The sequence below is a fragment of the Streptomyces sp. NPDC060002 genome, assembly GCF_042737245.1.
GTDB lineage: Bacteria > Actinomycetota > Actinomycetes > Streptomycetales > Streptomycetaceae > Streptomyces.
This window is the reverse complement of record NZ_JBHWUW010000040.1, coordinates 1-13,585: the sequence shown is the minus strand read 5'-3', so window position 1 is coordinate 13,585 and position 13,585 is coordinate 1. Positions and strand designations below refer to the sequence as shown.

At 70.3% G+C, this 13,585-nt stretch carries 17 protein-coding genes and 1 pseudogene; 10 read left to right on the top strand and 8 right to left on the bottom strand.

Annotation, left to right across the window (positions count from 1 at the left end; all coding sequences use genetic code 11):
- Positions 1-111: 111 nt before the first annotated feature.
- Complete coding sequence (locus tag ACFWBD_RS28920; protein ID WP_385672865.1) at positions 112-396, bottom strand: hypothetical protein; 285 nt, start codon at positions 394-396, stop codon at positions 112-114.
- 148 nt (positions 397-544) lie between these two features.
- On the bottom strand, positions 545-2,269 hold the full coding sequence (locus ACFWBD_RS28915) for a lysyl oxidase family protein (RefSeq protein ID WP_385672862.1): 1,725 nt from the start codon (positions 2,267-2,269) through the stop codon (positions 545-547).
- Positions 2,270-2,541: 272 nt separating this feature from the next.
- Here ACFWBD_RS28915 and ACFWBD_RS28910 point away from each other — a divergent pair.
- From ACFWBD_RS28910 to ACFWBD_RS28900, 3 genes and pseudogenes are all read left to right on the top strand, one after another.
- Positions 2,542-2,850: pseudogene (locus tag ACFWBD_RS28910) on the top strand (GNAT family N-acetyltransferase); the annotation flags it as partial.
- A gap of 4 nt (positions 2,851-2,854) precedes the next feature.
- On the top strand, positions 2,855-3,847 hold the full coding sequence (locus ACFWBD_RS28905) for a glycoside hydrolase family 26 protein (protein ID WP_385672859.1): 993 nt from the start codon (positions 2,855-2,857) through the stop codon (positions 3,845-3,847).
- A gap of 62 nt (positions 3,848-3,909) precedes the next feature.
- Entirely contained in the window at positions 3,910-4,752 is an 843-nt protein-coding gene (locus tag ACFWBD_RS28900; protein WP_385672856.1) for a M23 family metallopeptidase, read from the top strand.
- Positions 4,753-4,786: 34 nt separating this feature from the next.
- Here ACFWBD_RS28900 and ACFWBD_RS28895 read toward each other — a convergent pair whose 3' ends face one another.
- Positions 4,787-5,275 carry a hypothetical protein gene (locus tag ACFWBD_RS28895; protein WP_385672853.1) on the bottom strand — a complete coding sequence of 163 codons (489 nt, stop codon included), beginning with the start codon at positions 5,273-5,275 and terminating at the stop codon, positions 4,787-4,789.
- 222 nt (positions 5,276-5,497) lie between these two features.
- Here ACFWBD_RS28895 and ACFWBD_RS28890 point away from each other — a divergent pair, with 222 nt between their 5' ends.
- The gene (locus ACFWBD_RS28890; protein ID WP_385672850.1) at positions 5,498-6,040 is read left to right on the top strand and encodes an FxLYD domain-containing protein; all 543 of its coding nucleotides are present in this window, start codon (positions 5,498-5,500) and stop codon (positions 6,038-6,040) included.
- A gap of 25 nt (positions 6,041-6,065) precedes the next feature.
- Here the strand turns inward: ACFWBD_RS28890 and ACFWBD_RS28885 are convergent, their stop codons facing one another.
- The 3 genes from ACFWBD_RS28885 to ACFWBD_RS28875 all read right to left on the bottom strand — a co-directional run bounded on the left by ACFWBD_RS28885 (position 6,066) and on the right by ACFWBD_RS28875 (position 8,241).
- Positions 6,066-6,770 carry a DUF6445 family protein gene (locus ACFWBD_RS28885; RefSeq protein WP_385672847.1) on the bottom strand — a complete coding sequence of 235 codons (705 nt, stop codon included), beginning with the start codon at positions 6,768-6,770 and terminating at the stop codon, positions 6,066-6,068.
- A gap of 121 nt (positions 6,771-6,891) precedes the next feature.
- A complete protein-coding gene (locus ACFWBD_RS28880; protein WP_385672844.1) occupies positions 6,892-7,806 on the bottom strand; it encodes a hypothetical protein in 915 nt (304 codons plus the stop codon).
- A 33-nt stretch (positions 7,807-7,839) separates the two neighbouring features.
- Entirely contained in the window at positions 7,840-8,241 is a 402-nt protein-coding gene (locus tag ACFWBD_RS28875) for an ATP-binding protein (protein ID WP_385672841.1), read from the bottom strand.
- Between the two features lie 238 nt (positions 8,242-8,479).
- Between ACFWBD_RS28875 and ACFWBD_RS28870 the strand changes: the two genes are divergently transcribed.
- The 3 genes from ACFWBD_RS28870 to ACFWBD_RS28860 are packed head-to-tail and all read left to right on the top strand — an operon-like array spanning position 8,480 to position 9,771.
- Complete coding sequence (locus tag ACFWBD_RS28870; RefSeq protein ID WP_385672838.1) at positions 8,480-9,277, top strand: helix-turn-helix domain-containing protein; 798 nt, start codon at positions 8,480-8,482, stop codon at positions 9,275-9,277.
- An 8-nt stretch (positions 9,278-9,285) separates the two neighbouring features.
- Positions 9,286-9,516 carry a DUF397 domain-containing protein gene (locus ACFWBD_RS28865; protein ID WP_385672835.1) on the top strand — a complete coding sequence of 77 codons (231 nt, stop codon included), beginning with the start codon at positions 9,286-9,288 and terminating at the stop codon, positions 9,514-9,516.
- Between the two features lie 9 nt (positions 9,517-9,525).
- Positions 9,526-9,771 (top strand): hypothetical protein, encoded by a 246-nt coding sequence (locus ACFWBD_RS28860; RefSeq protein WP_385672832.1) that lies wholly within the window; start codon positions 9,526-9,528, stop codon positions 9,769-9,771.
- A gap of 47 nt (positions 9,772-9,818) precedes the next feature.
- Here ACFWBD_RS28860 and ACFWBD_RS28855 read toward each other — a convergent pair whose 3' ends face one another.
- On the bottom strand, positions 9,819-10,310 hold the full coding sequence (locus tag ACFWBD_RS28855) for a MarR family winged helix-turn-helix transcriptional regulator (protein WP_385672829.1): 492 nt from the start codon (positions 10,308-10,310) through the stop codon (positions 9,819-9,821).
- 72 nt (positions 10,311-10,382) lie between these two features.
- Between ACFWBD_RS28855 and ACFWBD_RS28850 the strand changes: the two genes are divergently transcribed.
- Entirely contained in the window at positions 10,383-11,198 is an 816-nt protein-coding gene (locus ACFWBD_RS28850; protein WP_385672826.1) for an alpha/beta fold hydrolase, read from the top strand.
- A gap of 256 nt (positions 11,199-11,454) precedes the next feature.
- Positions 11,455-12,042, top strand: coding sequence for a carboxylesterase family protein (locus ACFWBD_RS28845; protein WP_385672823.1), 588 nt, complete (start codon positions 11,455-11,457; stop codon positions 12,040-12,042).
- Here the strand turns inward: ACFWBD_RS28845 and ACFWBD_RS28840 are convergent.
- On the bottom strand, positions 11,934-12,767 hold the full coding sequence (locus ACFWBD_RS28840; RefSeq protein ID WP_385672821.1) for an MOSC domain-containing protein: 834 nt from the start codon (positions 12,765-12,767) through the stop codon (positions 11,934-11,936). The two genes, ACFWBD_RS28845 and ACFWBD_RS28840, sit on opposite strands and share 109 nt — an antisense overlap.
- 291 nt (positions 12,768-13,058) lie before the next feature.
- On the opposite strand from ACFWBD_RS28840, the gene ACFWBD_RS28835 reads away from it, so the two are divergent.
- Positions 13,059-13,585 (top strand): DUF4142 domain-containing protein (locus ACFWBD_RS28835; protein WP_385673036.1); only part of this gene is annotated, 527 nt, incomplete at its 3' end.

Genomic DNA, 13,585 nt, shown 5'->3' with positions numbered 1-13,585 from the left:
TGTCTTCACCCCGTACACCGTGCTCGGATCGTCGGCGCTGGTCACCGCCGAACGTCGGAACCCTACACGCGTGCAGGAATACGTCTGAAAAGCACAGATGACTCAGGAGACTCACAGAGCCACCCCAGGGTTGCCCCGAAAGGGCAGGTGAAAGCGGGGCGTTCCCGACCGTCGCACGGTCACCGGGGGCGCGGTGGTCCCGCCGTCCGTTCGACCTCCGGCCTCGGCGGGGCCGGTTTCGATGAGCGGGTCGGCGGCCGGCTCGACGAGGGCGGCCGCCACCGGCGGCCCGCCGAATCCCCCGAGCCCGACCGCGTCGGTCGCGCTGAACCGGAACATCGCGAACGGGCCGTGGATCCGGCGGGCGAGCCGCCAGGGCAGCAGCACGTCGATCACCCAAGCACCCGGCCCGCTCAGGCGGGCCGGGGCAGGGGGACGCGGTACGGCGGCCGGTCGTAGGCGTCGGCGGCGGCACCCGGGGGTGCGGCGGAGGGGCGCATGACGCCCCTCATCCTGGCATGTGCACCGCCAACGCTCCCTTGGATTAAGGGGCGTTGATCAGGCCGACCGGCGGGACCGAGACCGTGCGGGCACCCTCGGTGCCGCCCAGGACGACCTTGCGCAGGGAGACGTTGTTCTTGGTGTCGGTCTCCTGGAGGCGGTTCGCCGGGTTGGCGATGACCTGGATGTAGTAGGTGCCGTTCGCCAGGCCGGTGATGTCGAAGGACTGGCCGGGACGGTACTGGGTGTACGTGTCACCGGAGCCGACGTCGAGGACCTCCCGTACGGAGATCGAGTTCTGCTGGCCGCAGGCGGTCGACAGATCGGTGTTGTACGGGTGCCAGTTGGCGTTCTTCACCGTGTAGTCGATGGCGTCGGTGTTGGCGAGGCAGAACGCCTCCTTGCCGCTCTTGACGATCTCCTTCTGGTCGGCGGCGAGCAGCCGGTAGCTGGCGAAGTCGGTGAAGTGCCAGTGCTCGTGGCCGATGCGCGGGTCCCACTCCATGGTGCCGGCGGGCGCGTAGCCGACCTGCTTGCCCTTGGCGTCGTAGAAGTACTGGTACGAGTCCATCAGGTCCGCGCCCGGCTTGCGGAAGCCGTCCACGACGAGCGGCGCGGGGCCGGCGTTCCAGACGTTGGCGCTGAAGGCGAGGTAGTCCTTGCCGGCCACGTCGCCGTCCTCGCCGTCGGTGACCGCGATGTCCCAGGCGGGCAGCGAACGCAGGTCCGGCTTGGGCACGTCCGCCGGTACGCCGGCCCGGCCGGTGGGCCGCTTGGTGGCTGCCTTCAGCGCGGGAGCGATCCGGGAGCCGTCGGTGTGACCGGCGCCGTCGCCCAGGTGGTGGGCGAGACCACGCGCCTCCAGGGCGTGCGAGAGCGCGGCGGGCGTGGGGGCGTCGGCGCCACGGGGCCCGTAGTGATGACCCCCCATGCCGGCCATGCCTTCCATACCTTCCATGCCCGCCATGTCGTGCGAGGCGCCGTGGCCGCCGCCGGTGGCGCTGTGGGCGGTAAGACCGGCCCCACCTCCGCCGCCGCCTCCGCCTTCCCCACCGTCGCTGATCTCCCGGACGGTCAGCGCGATCGTCGGCCGGTCGTCGGGGATGCCGAACAGGTCGCGGTACTTCTTCGCCACCGCCACCTTGACGGTGTACTCACCCGCGGCCAGGTCGACCGGCCTGTCGTAGTCGAAGGCGGAGGTGTTGGCCGCCCAGCCCTTCTCCACACCCCAGACCGAGCCGAGCGTGAAGGGGTTGGTGGAGCAGCTCTGCGGATAGTGCGAGGTGGCCGGGGCGTCCGGACGCAGCCGGCCGGAGGCGTTGTTCGGGCAGAAGTTGCTCTTGCTCTTCTGCACCTCCGCCCCGGCCGCGTTCTTGATGGAGACCTCCAGGAAGTCCGGGAGGCCGCTGAAGTCCTTGACGAGCCCGGCGGGCAGCGTCTTCGTCGTCACCTTCGTCCCGTTGCGCAGGATCTGCTGGGCGACGATCGGGTCCTTGTACGACTTACGGGTCACCTTCAGCTCCAGCGGAGCGTTGTCGACGGTGACGTACGTACCGAGGTCGAGGTAGACCCCGGCGCTCCCCTCGTACCGGTCGGCGGTCACGGCCTTCGACGCGGCGACGAGCTTGAGCTTCGGCGTCCCGGCCGGGCTCGCGGGCGCGGCCCCGGCACCGGGAGCGGACCCGGTGACGGCGGCCACGACGGTGAGCGCGGCCCCCGCGGCGAACGCCGCGCGCTTGAGGCCCTTGTGGTGTTGCGATCTGGTCATCGGTTCCTCGTCTGCGAGTGCCATGGTCAGTGGCATCGGACTGGACAGCCCACGGCCCGGCCGGGTCAGACACACCCCTCGTACTCCGGCCGGAGCTTTGAGCAACCTGTGAGAGAGGTAAATGGCGTGTCGGGGTTGCCTGTTGGGCGAGAAACCGGCCGATGAGCGTCAGAGGTTGCAAGGGGGCCTCAGGTGGCGCCAGCAGTCTCGGAGCATCCGCTTGCCGAAGTCGGTGATCTGGGTGGCGCTGCCCGCGTTCATCAGGAAGCAGCGCTGAGGACGCGCACTGGCTGGAGCGCTTCTGCCTCGCGCCGCGCGCCCAGGGGCGCGGGATCGGGACCGCCGCCCTGCGGGAGCTGGTCGAGACGGCCGATCGCTCGGCACTCCGGCTGCGCCTCGACGTCCTTCGGGGCAGTCCGGCCCGCCGCCTCTACGAGCGGCACGGCTTCACGTTCGAACACGAGGACGCCGTGGACGTGTTCCTGGTGCGCGAGCCCCGTCGCCGACCCCTTTCCCGTCCCCGGTCCGGGTGGTTCCGTGGCGGGTTCGGGGTGGGGGCGGAGGCGGCGGCTCCATCATGAGCCGGTGTTTCGCTTCCTTCGCTCCCTTCGCGCCCTGCGGGCTCCGCTGACCTCCCTCCTCGTCGCCTGTGCCCTGCTCGCCGGGCCGGCCTCCGTCCCCGTCGGGCGGGGAGTCGGTGCGCCGCCCGGGGCCTTCGGGGCGTATGTGGGGTACGACGCCGCCGGTGTGCGGCGGATCGCGGCGCTCGACGGGTGGCTCGGGGCGGCCACGCCCCGGGTCGGGCACGCGTATCTGCCGGGCGACCGGTGGAGCAACATCGAGGGGGCGCCCGGGTATCTGGAGTACTGGGCGCGGTGGCGGCAGGAGCGCGCCGACCGGATGTTCGTGCTCAACGTGCCGATGCTGGAGGGCACCGAGGAGCATGTGTCCGACCAGGTCGTGCGGGACGAGCTGCGCAGAGGGGCGCGCGGGGAGTACGACGGGCACTTCCGGGTGCTGGCCCGGCGGCTCGTCGCGCTCGGGGTGCCCGATGCCGTGCTGGTGGTGGGGTGGGAGATGAACGGGATCACCTACACCCATCGGTGCGGGCCCGACCCACAGGCCTGGAAGCGGTACTGGGCGCGGATCGTCGACGCCATGCGGTCCGTGGACGGCGGGCAGCGGTTCCGGTTCGAGTTCACGCCCAGTCGCGGGCTGGACGCAGTCCCCTGGTCCGAGTGCTATCCCGGCGACCGGTACGTCGACGTCATCGGCATGGACGCCTACGACCAGCCGCACGGTGTGTCCTTCGAGGAACAGGTCGCCGAGCCGTACGGGCTCGCCGCGCACGTGCGGTTCGCGCGGGCGCACGGCAAGCCGGTCTCGTATCCCGAGTGGGGGCTGTACCGCAACGGCGACAACCCGGAGTACGTGCGGGGCATGCTCACCTGGTTCGCCGAGCACCGGCCGCTGTACCAGACCATCAGCGACTACTGCCCGCACGGTGTGTGGCGGTGCTCCGGCAATCCACGGTCGTCGGCCGTGTACCGGTCCCTGGTCGGGGGGCCGTTCGGCTGAACCCGGCCGCCACGCGGGCCGCGTGCCGTTCCCGGCCGCCCCACCGGTCCGATGATCACACTATGGGACGAGAACACCACGCGCGTCTCCCGCGAACGCGAACGCGGGCGCGCCTCCGTACCGCGACCGGGGGCACGACCGGGGCCGCGCCGCTCGCGCTCCTGCTGCTCGCATTCCTCCTGCTCGCGCTCGCAGCCGTGCCCGCGAGAGCCGGCGGAGACGGGTTCCGCAAGGAGGCCTCCCGTGCCGTCCGCGCGCACGAACGCGCTCGCGCGCAGGTGGACCGGCTGCGCGAGTCCGACGCGTCTCCCACCGAGGTCAAGGACGCCGAACGCCGTCGTAGGGCCGTCCGCGCCGGACTGTGGGACCTGCTGTGGACCACCGGGAGAAGCTCCGGCGACCCGGTCGCCGTCGATCCGTCCGGACGGGACAGCCGCTGTCCGTTCGGCGACCGGAGCCGCCCGCCGGAGCGGCGCGCCCGACCCTGGACGGCCCCGGCCCGCCGCTACTGGCTCTCCGCGGGCTACGCCGCCAAGGGCTCCCGCTGGGCCCACCGGCACACCGGCCAGGACTTCGCCGTGGACTCCGGCACCCCCGTGTACGCCGTCGGCTCCGGCACCGTCCGCGCCACGACCTGCGGCGACGGTTTCGGCAACCAGGTCGTGATCCGCCACCGCGACGGCTACTTCACGCAGTACGCCCATCTGTCGCGCATCGACGTGCGCAAGGGCGGGCATGTGAGGGCCGGCCAGCGCATCGGCCTGTCCGGCGCGACCGGCAACGTCACCGGCCCGCACCTGCACTTCGAGGTGCGGATCACCCCGTACGTCGGATCCGCGGTAGCGCCCCTGCCCTGGCTGCGCCGGAAGGCCGTCCAGGTCGCCGGGGCGTCCGCGATGCCCTGATCGCGGGCGGTGGCGCCGGGTGGCCGGGGACGTACTACGCCTGGCGGGGGTGGTAGGCGGCCAGCGCCCAGATCACGAACACGTCGATGGCGATCTGGATGACCGCCCAGAACGGCGCGTACGGCAGGAACAGGAACTGGAGGATCAGGCTCAGCGAGGCCAGCGCGATGCCGCTGATCCGGGCCCATCCGGCCCACTCGCTCCCGCTGAGCAGCCCATAGCCGGTCACCGCGGCCACGATGCCCACGATCAGCAGGACCCAGCCCCAGCCGGTGAGGTTCATCTCGTAGACGTAGCTGCCGACGCGGGAGTAGACGTCGTCGTTGGCGATCGCGGCGATGCCCTGGAAGACGGCGAGGACACCGCTCACGAACATGAGCACGCCCCCGAACACGACCCCTCCGGCGGCCAGTCCGTTCCACTCCGACGGGGGTGGGGTCCGGCCCGGCGTACCGGTGCCCTGGTGGGACGGGTCCCACACCCGGGGCCCCTGCGACGGCTTGGAGTGCGGCTGATCACTCATGGCGCTGTCCCGTCTGTGTGTCGGTGTTCGTCGGGTCGTCGGTGTTCGTCGGGTCGTCGGTGTTCGTCGGGAGGTCGGTGTTCGTCGGTGTTCAGCACCGACCCTCCGTCCGGACGAGGGCCGCCACCACGGGGGTGCGCCGTACGGGTGACCCGGCATGCGGACGGGCGGGACCACCCCTTCACTGGAGGAAGGCCCGCGGACCCCTCAGGAGGAGACAAGATGCGACGCACCAAGGGCGTGCTGCTGACGACGGCGGCGATCTGCTGCGCCACCGTGCTCACCGGCTGCTCGGACGAAGACACCCCCTCGTCGGTGTCGTCCGCCGCCAGCAAGGCCGCCTCGGCGGCCGAGTCGCTGGGCAGGGAAGCCACCGCGGCCGCGTCCTCCCTCGCCTCCGGCTTCGCCTCCGACCTCGCTTCCGGGGGAGCGTCGGCGCTCGCGTCGGCGTCGGCGAAGGCGAGCGAGCGGCTGGGCGAGATCAAGGACGGCGTCGACGTGAAGTCCGACGTCGGACTCGGCACCCCGGACACCGGCCAGGACGGCCGGGCGACCGTCGAGGTCACCGTCTCCAACACCACCGACGCGTCGAAGTCCTTCGCCGTCCAGGTCGACTTCACCGACTCCTCCGGCAACCGGCTCGACACGGTCGTCACCACCATCTCCGACGTGGCCGCGGGCAAGACCGGCAAGCAGACGGCCCGCAGCAACCGCACGCTGTCCGGCGAGGTGAAGGCGGAGGTGGCCCGGGCGGTGCGGTACTGACCGCGGTGTGCGGAACCTCCGGGGCTCACGCCATCCAGAAGAAGACGGCCGTCATCCGCTTCTCCTCCAGCGTCGTACCGGAGTAACCGGTCGCGCTGTGCACGAGGTTGGCGTTGTAGAGGAGCAGCCGGTTGTGCTTGTGGGGGACCCGTACGTCCTCCTCGAAGGCGTCCGGTGCGACGAACCGGGTGCCGAGCGCCTCGACGAGGTTGTTGTGCGGGGCCTGGACGACGTTGCCGCCGAGCCGCCCGCCGGGCAGGGACTGCCGGTAGAAGCTGGTGCCGCAGTCCTTGGGGACGGCCGGGTTGAGATACAGCACGGCCGCGTACCGGCACAGTGCCCGCGAGTCGGAGTGCGGCCGGGGAGTGCTCTCGCCCTCCCCCACCACCTGGATGCAGTTGTGGTTGAGGGTCCCGCCGCCGGGCGCCCGCTGCACCCACAGCTTCCCGGCCCCCGTCGCCTTCCTCACCAGCCGCTCCACCCGCCCGAGTTCACCGGGTTCGAGACCGGGCATGGCGCGCAGTCCGGGCCAGCTCTGCGAGGTGTACGGGTAGCCCTTGACCCAGTCGTCCTTGGCGAGACAGCGCTCACGGATCGCGGTGATGTCGGCCTCGGGGAAGACGTCGTCGATGACCCAGTAGTCGCGGCCCTTGGCGGGCTTGCGGTAGGGAAGCACGGGGAGCGTGGCGGCAGCCCTGACGGGCTGGTGGGGCCGCTGTGGCATGGACATGCGGCGAATCTAGGTCGGGGGTTCGCCATGACTCGCCCTTCCGTTCGTCCGCACTCCTCCGCGAAGTGGTCAACGTTTCGTCGAGCCGGTCAACGGTTCACCAACCGAGGAAGCCCCGGTGTCATCCGTTCGGATCCGCGAAGAGGTCGTCGGCGGTGGTGGCGTGGACGGCGCGCTCGGACCAGACAGTCAGTTGGTCGAAGTCGGTGCACGATTCGACCCGCTCGCGGATGTGGTCGGGGACGTCGATGCCACGCCAGCGCAGGATGTTCAGGGTCATCTCGGCCCGATCCCGAATCCGGCCCTGCTCGAGGCCCTGCTCGAGGCCCTGCTCGAGGCCCTGCCCGCGTACCTGCTCGGCGAGCGGGTGCCGCCAGAAGTACTGCATCGTCGTCATCAGGTCCCTCCACATCTGCTGTGCCTGGGGGTCGGTCAGGCATGAGTCGACGAACTGCACGAGCACCGCGGCGCTGTCCTCGTCGATGGTCCGCAGGGCTGCTGCCAGCGATTCCAGTATGCCCGCGGCCATCGGGCCGCGACCGTGTGTCATCGCAGAAAACACCGCAAGAGTGACGTTCCGCGCGGCCTCGCGCACGTCTGCGATCACTGGCACGTTGTCGGGGCCAAGCACGAACGGCCACACCGCCATGGACGGCCGTCCGGGCACCCCGAGATAGATGGGCTCCGCCGCCCACCGGGCGGTCGCACTGTTCTGCGTGACGACGATCAACACCGGCTCACAGCGGAACTTCTCGCGGAGAAAGGCGAGGTAGTACGGCCAACTGCCACGCTTCCTCTCGTCCGGCTGGCCCTGCGACTCGACGACCAGCAGGTAGCTTCCCTCGTCGGTCTCGGCCCGCAGCAGCGTGTCCACACGCCGCTCGATGGGCTCGATCTCGGTCAGGTCGATGTTCATGGCTGCGAACTCACGTGGCTCCGGGAAGGGCACGTGCAATACCTCTTGCAGAGCACGGGTCAGGAGTGCCGGATCCTTCTGGAAGATCCGGTGCAGTGCCTCGTGCGACGAGCCGACCATCGGCTCTCCTTTCTGTCCGACGTGATCAACGAGCTACGCCGCGTTTAGTTCGCACCACACCAACTTGCCCCGGTGGCCCATCCGGGACAGCGGCTGCCAGTGCCAGAGGTCCGAGCAGGCCCGGACGAGGGCCATCCCGCGCCCGTTCTCGGCGTCGGCGAGGTCCTCCAGCGGTCCCGGCGGCTCGGGCGGCTCGGGGTCCGCGTCCCAGGCACCGATCTGGAGGACGCCGTCCCGGAAGCGGAGACGAAGGCAGGCCGGGCCCTTGGTGTGCAGTACGGCGTTGGAGACCAGCTCCGAGGCGAGCAGCTCCGCTGCGTCGACCAGGTGGATCAGACCGTGCAGGGTGAGGATCAGACGCAGGGTGCGACGGCAGACCGTGACGGCGCGGGGGTCGCTGGGGATGTAGAGGGAGTACTCCCAGGGATCGGACATGCGTCAACTCCGAGTGACGTGAGGGGATTTACGCGCGGTGGCATTGCCGCAGCCGTCATGGCAGGACGAAGCGGTGCACTTCCGCAGCGTGTGCGGTACGTCACCGACGGTAGATCTAAATCTAGAGACGCTGCAAGCCGATCGCGTAATCTGACGCCGAACGAGTCGCGCATGCAGGCGCGTTGAACCTAGGAGCGGCCCAGCCTTGAGGCGCGAACCAACGGCACGTCAGACGCGTGTGGCAACCGAACTGCGCAGGCTTCGAGAGGCGGCGGATCTCAATGCACGCCAGGCTGCGGCGCTGCTCGGGGTGAGCCCCGCCCAGATCACTCATATCGAGTCCGGACTCGCGGGTGTGAGCGAGAAGCGGCTCCGGCGTCTCGCGTCCCACTACTCCTGCACAGACGACGAGTTCATCGACGCCCTGGTGGCCATGGCCACGGACCGGACACGCGGCTGGTGGGAGGAGTACCGGGGCCTGCTGCCCACTCCGTTCCTGGACCTGTCCGAGCTGGACCACCACGCCTTGTTCCGGCGCGAGGTGGCCATCCTTTTCGTGCCCGGCCTACTGCAGACAGAGGGCTACGCTCGAGCCGTGTTCTCATCACGGGTGCCTGAACTCACCCCCGAAGAGATCGAGCTGCGCGTCCGGCACCGCCTGAATCGACAAAGGATGACCATCCCCTACGAGGTGGTGATCCACGAAGCGGCACTACGCATCAGGGTCGGCGACCGCAGCAACTCACGGGCTCAACTCGCGCGTCTCGGCGAGCTTTCCCAAAAGGACCACATCACCCTGCGCGTCATCCCCTTCGACCTGGACGGCTTCTCCAGAGCTTCGAGCACCATGACGTACGTGGGCGGCCCGCTGCCCAAACTCGACACGGTGGTTCGTGACCTGCCCCATGGATCCGTTTTCATCGATTCCGATGCTCAGCTCAGCGCCTATCGAACACGCTTCCGTAAGGTTGAAGCTGTGTCGCTGGAACCCGAACAGTCACGCGACTTCATCCACAAGCTGGCGAAGGAGCTTTGAAGCGCCCCATGAACGCCCCCGGCCACTGGCAGAAGTCGTCCTACTCCGGTGAGGGCGACGGCAACGACTGCGTCGAGCTGGCCTCCACCCCCGCCACGCTCCACCTCCGTGAGTCGGACGCCCCCGGCGCCGTCCTCACCACCGCCCCGGCCCCGCTCGCTCAGTTTCTGCACGCCATACGCACAGGGACCCCCGGAATTGTGGCCTCCACCACAGCACGCAGAGGCCGCGCCTGCTGAAGTGACCCGATGATCGGTCTCGTACTCCGCGTTCTCCCCTTCTGGGTGCGCGAGCCCCTGCTCGTCGTCGTCGGCGTGCCTTTCAGCGGCCTCCTCTTCTACGCGGCCATCCGGGACCACGAGTGGATCGGGGCCGCTCTCGGCCTCGCCGTCGCCGTGTTCACCGCCGTCCGTATCCACATGATCAGGCGCGCCCTCCAGACCCGCCGCCAGCTGAAGGCCATGGAGGGCATGAAGCGCATCGAGGGCATCTAGGGGCCGTCAGGAGCGAGCAGGGGCGGTCAGGGGCGCGCCGAGGCCTCTCAGTCGTCGTCGTCGACGTGGTCGAACGTCCTCAGCATCTCCGTCAGCACCCGCACACAGGCCCGCACCTCGGCGTCGCTCAGATCGCCCCCGACCTGGCGGTTGAGCATGTGTTCGCGGCCCAGGACAGTGGTGATCAGGCTCCGGCCCTCCTCGGTGATCCGGATCAGGGACGAGCGCTGGTGCGCTGGGTTGGGCAGGGTCTCCACCCACCCGTGCGCCACCGCGTCGTTCACCATGCGCTGCACGAACTGCCGGCTCAGCGCCTGGATCCGGCTCAGCTGCGGGACCGTCAGGTCTCCTTTGCGGCGCAGCAGATCGAGCACGGAGCGCACCCCGACGGAGGCGCCCTCGACTGCCTCGCCCTGTTCGACCTTGCGCAGGGCGCGGCGGTAGAGGGGGCCGACCAGGTCGAAGACCTCGGTGAGCCGGTGGCCGAGCTCGTCGGGCGGGAGGGGGGCGTCGGCGGGGAAAGACGGTTTGTCGTTCACTCCCACATGATGCACCCGGAAAACATGACACCTTGGTTGCCAAAAATCGCTCAGGATGACACCTTGGTTGTCATGACTGCTGCTTCGGACATGAAGTACTTCGCCTCCGCCGACGGGGACCTCGCCTACCGCGAGGCCGGCGCCGGAGAACTCGTGGTCCTGCTCCACTCGGGATACGTCGATCACCGTGTCTTCGACGCGGTGATCCCGGCGCTCGCCTCCACGCACCGGGTGATCGCGGCGGACGTACGGGGCCACGGCGCCTCCGCCAACGCGACCCGGCCCTTCCGCTGGACCGACGACCTCGCCGCGCTGCTGCACCACCTCGACGCGGGCCCCGCGGTGCTGGTCGGCGTCTCGATGGGAGGCCTGATCGTCAGCGACACCCTGCTCGAACGTCCGGAGCTGGCCCGCGCGGCCGTCGTGTGCGGCGCCTCGACCGGCGAGTTCCAGGACACCGACCCCTGGCACCGGGCGATGCAGGCCGAGACGGCCCGTGCCCTGGCCGCCGGTGACATCGAGGGCTGGCTGAAGGCGTTCCTGAACTATGTGCCCGGCCCGCACCGCACCCTCGACGAGGTGGACCCGGACATCACGCGCCGACTGAGCGAGATGGCCCTGAACACCGTCTCCAAGCACACGCCCGGAGAGAAGGACTGGCACGTCCCGGTCACCGACACCTGGTCGCGGCTGCCCGGGATCGACGTCCCCGTGCTCACCGTGAACGGCGCCCTGGACACCCCCGACGTGATCGCCGCGGCGCAGCGCCTGGCCGACAGCGTCCGCGACGGCCGGTCCGTGCTCATCGAGGGCACCGGGCACTACCCCAACATGGAGAAGCCCGAGGAGTTCACCGCCGTCGTCACGGACTTCCTGCGCACCCTCTGACCAGCCGCGAGACCGGCCTCGGCGGCGGGCTCGGGGACGGCTCGAAGCCGGGCTCGGGGACGGCTCGGGGGCGGCCTCGGGGACGGGGTCGGGGACGGCTCGGGGACGGCTCGGGGACGGCTCGGGGGCGGGCTCGGGAACGGCTCGGGGGCGGCCTCGGGAACGGGGTCGGGGACGGCTCGGGGGCGGGCTCGGGAACGGCTCGGGGACGGCTCGGGGGCGGGCTCGGGAACGGCTCGGGGGCGGCGGACATCCGGTGGATGTCGGCGCGGTGCGGGAGGTCTCCTCGGAGCCGGACCTCGCGGACTTCGCCGAAGCCCTCGCCCTGCCCGCCCGGATGGTCGCCGGATACCGCGCGCTGATGCCGGACGCTCCCGTGCTGGACCGCTACCTGGCGCTCTTCGGCGACGCGGTGTTCGGCGAGTACAGCAGCCGGCTCGCCGAGCAGCACGCGCGGGCCGGCGGCAGGGCGTATCTGTCGCGGTTCGCCCGCAGGCGCGCGCGTCCCGGTGGCGGGACCCGGCCCTGGCACACCGCCGACATCCCCTTCGCGTTCGGCAATCTGGACGCGGCGGGCGCCGACTTCCTCATCGGCGGCGCCCCCGACGCACAGGACCGGGCACTGTCCCGGCGCATGCTCCGCGCCTGGGCCGACTTCGCCGCCCGCGGTGACCCGGGGTGGCCCACGGTCACCGCCGACGGCACGACGGTGCGGGTCTGGGCCGTGCCGGAGGATCACCTGTCCGACGACGGCGCCTCCGCCGTACGCGCGCTGTGGCGGGGCGTCCCTCTCGAAGCCGATCCCGCACCGCCACCGTCACCCTCACCCGGACTCGCACCCTGACCCGCATCCGGACCCGCACCCTGACTCGCATCCGCACTCGTGCCCGAGGTCACCACCACCACCTCGTCGCCGACCGACACCTTCCCCTCTCGCCGTACCTCGAAGTAGGCGCCGAAGGCGACTCCGCCCCTGTCCGCCCGGCGGTAGTCCGCGAGGGTGCGCAGCGGTTCCGGGCCCGAGCGGCGGCCGGTGCGCTGGTCGACCATCGTGATGGCGCAGCGGATCGTGTCCTCGGTGAAGGCCAGCTCCGCGCCGGCGATGGTGAGGCGGGCGGCGCCGTCCTCCGTGTGGGGGGTGTCCCAGCCGTCCACCACCAGGTTGGGCCGGAAGCGGTTCATCGGGAGGGGGGTGGCTCCGCGTTCGGTGATCCGGTGGTTCAGGGCGTCCAGGCTGGCCCGGGAGACGAGGTGCAGACGGCCATTGTTGCCGGCCGGGGGCCGGACCAGGGTGCTCGGGGTGCCCAGTACGTCCGTGAGCCAGTCGTGCACGTCCGTGCCGTCCGCCCGCACCGGGTCGCGGCCGGGTGCCCGCAACGTCAGCTCGCCCCCCGTCAGTTCCGGTGTGATCAGGGCAAGGCCGGGGTCGCCCCACTGCCAGCGCAGCTCGCCCTTCTCGTCGGCGATCGCGTACGTGCGGTCGTGCGGCAGACCGGTGCTCGTCAGCTCCGCCGCCGAGAGCTCCGTGCCCGCGCATCCCTTCACCGGGTAGTACGTGATCCCGGCCAATCGCCCGACCGTCATCCCCACGCCCCACGCCCCCTCGTCAGTCCGTCACCAGCGCCGGTACGAAACCGTCGAAGCCTTGGACGCCCACGATCTGCACGGGCTTCACCGGGTTCCTTATGGGAACTTATCCCTGCCCGGCTGCCCCGTCCATCAACTTTTCGCTCAGGACGGTGAGTACGTTCGGCCCCGCGTCCGTACTCCTGTGTGCCGTCCTCCACGGGCACGGCACATCGACATATCGGCGGTACCCCCGACCGGGCAGGAGGCACGGTGCCAATTTCGCGAAACATGATGGGAACCCTGTTCGTCGGCGGTGCGCTGACGCTGACACTCAGCGCGCTGGCCTACCCATCGATGCTCGGACTTGACACCGTGTCGGCTTCGGGCGACCGGATCATCGCCAACACCCAGTGGGGTCCGCTGACGGAAAGCGACCGCGCCTTCGTCGTGGCGGTGCGCGCGGCAGGTCTGTGGGAGTACCCGGTCGGGCAGATCGGGCTCCAGAAGGGGCAGAGCAAGGGCGTCATCACCGCCAGCCAGCACCTCATCGACGGCCACGCGGCGCTGGACACCACCTGCCTCAAGATCGCGCCGATGCTGAACGTCACCCTTCCCAACGTGGCCAGTCCACAGCAGGAAGGGTTCGTCAACACCCTCAAGGCCGACCAGGGCAAGCAGTTCGACGTCGACTTCGCCAACATCCTGCGCATGACGCACGGTTCTATCTTCAACACGGTGGCGAAGGTCCGCTCGACGACGAAGAACACGCTGGTGCGCGCGCTGGCCGACCAGGCCAACGACACCGTCCTGGACCACAT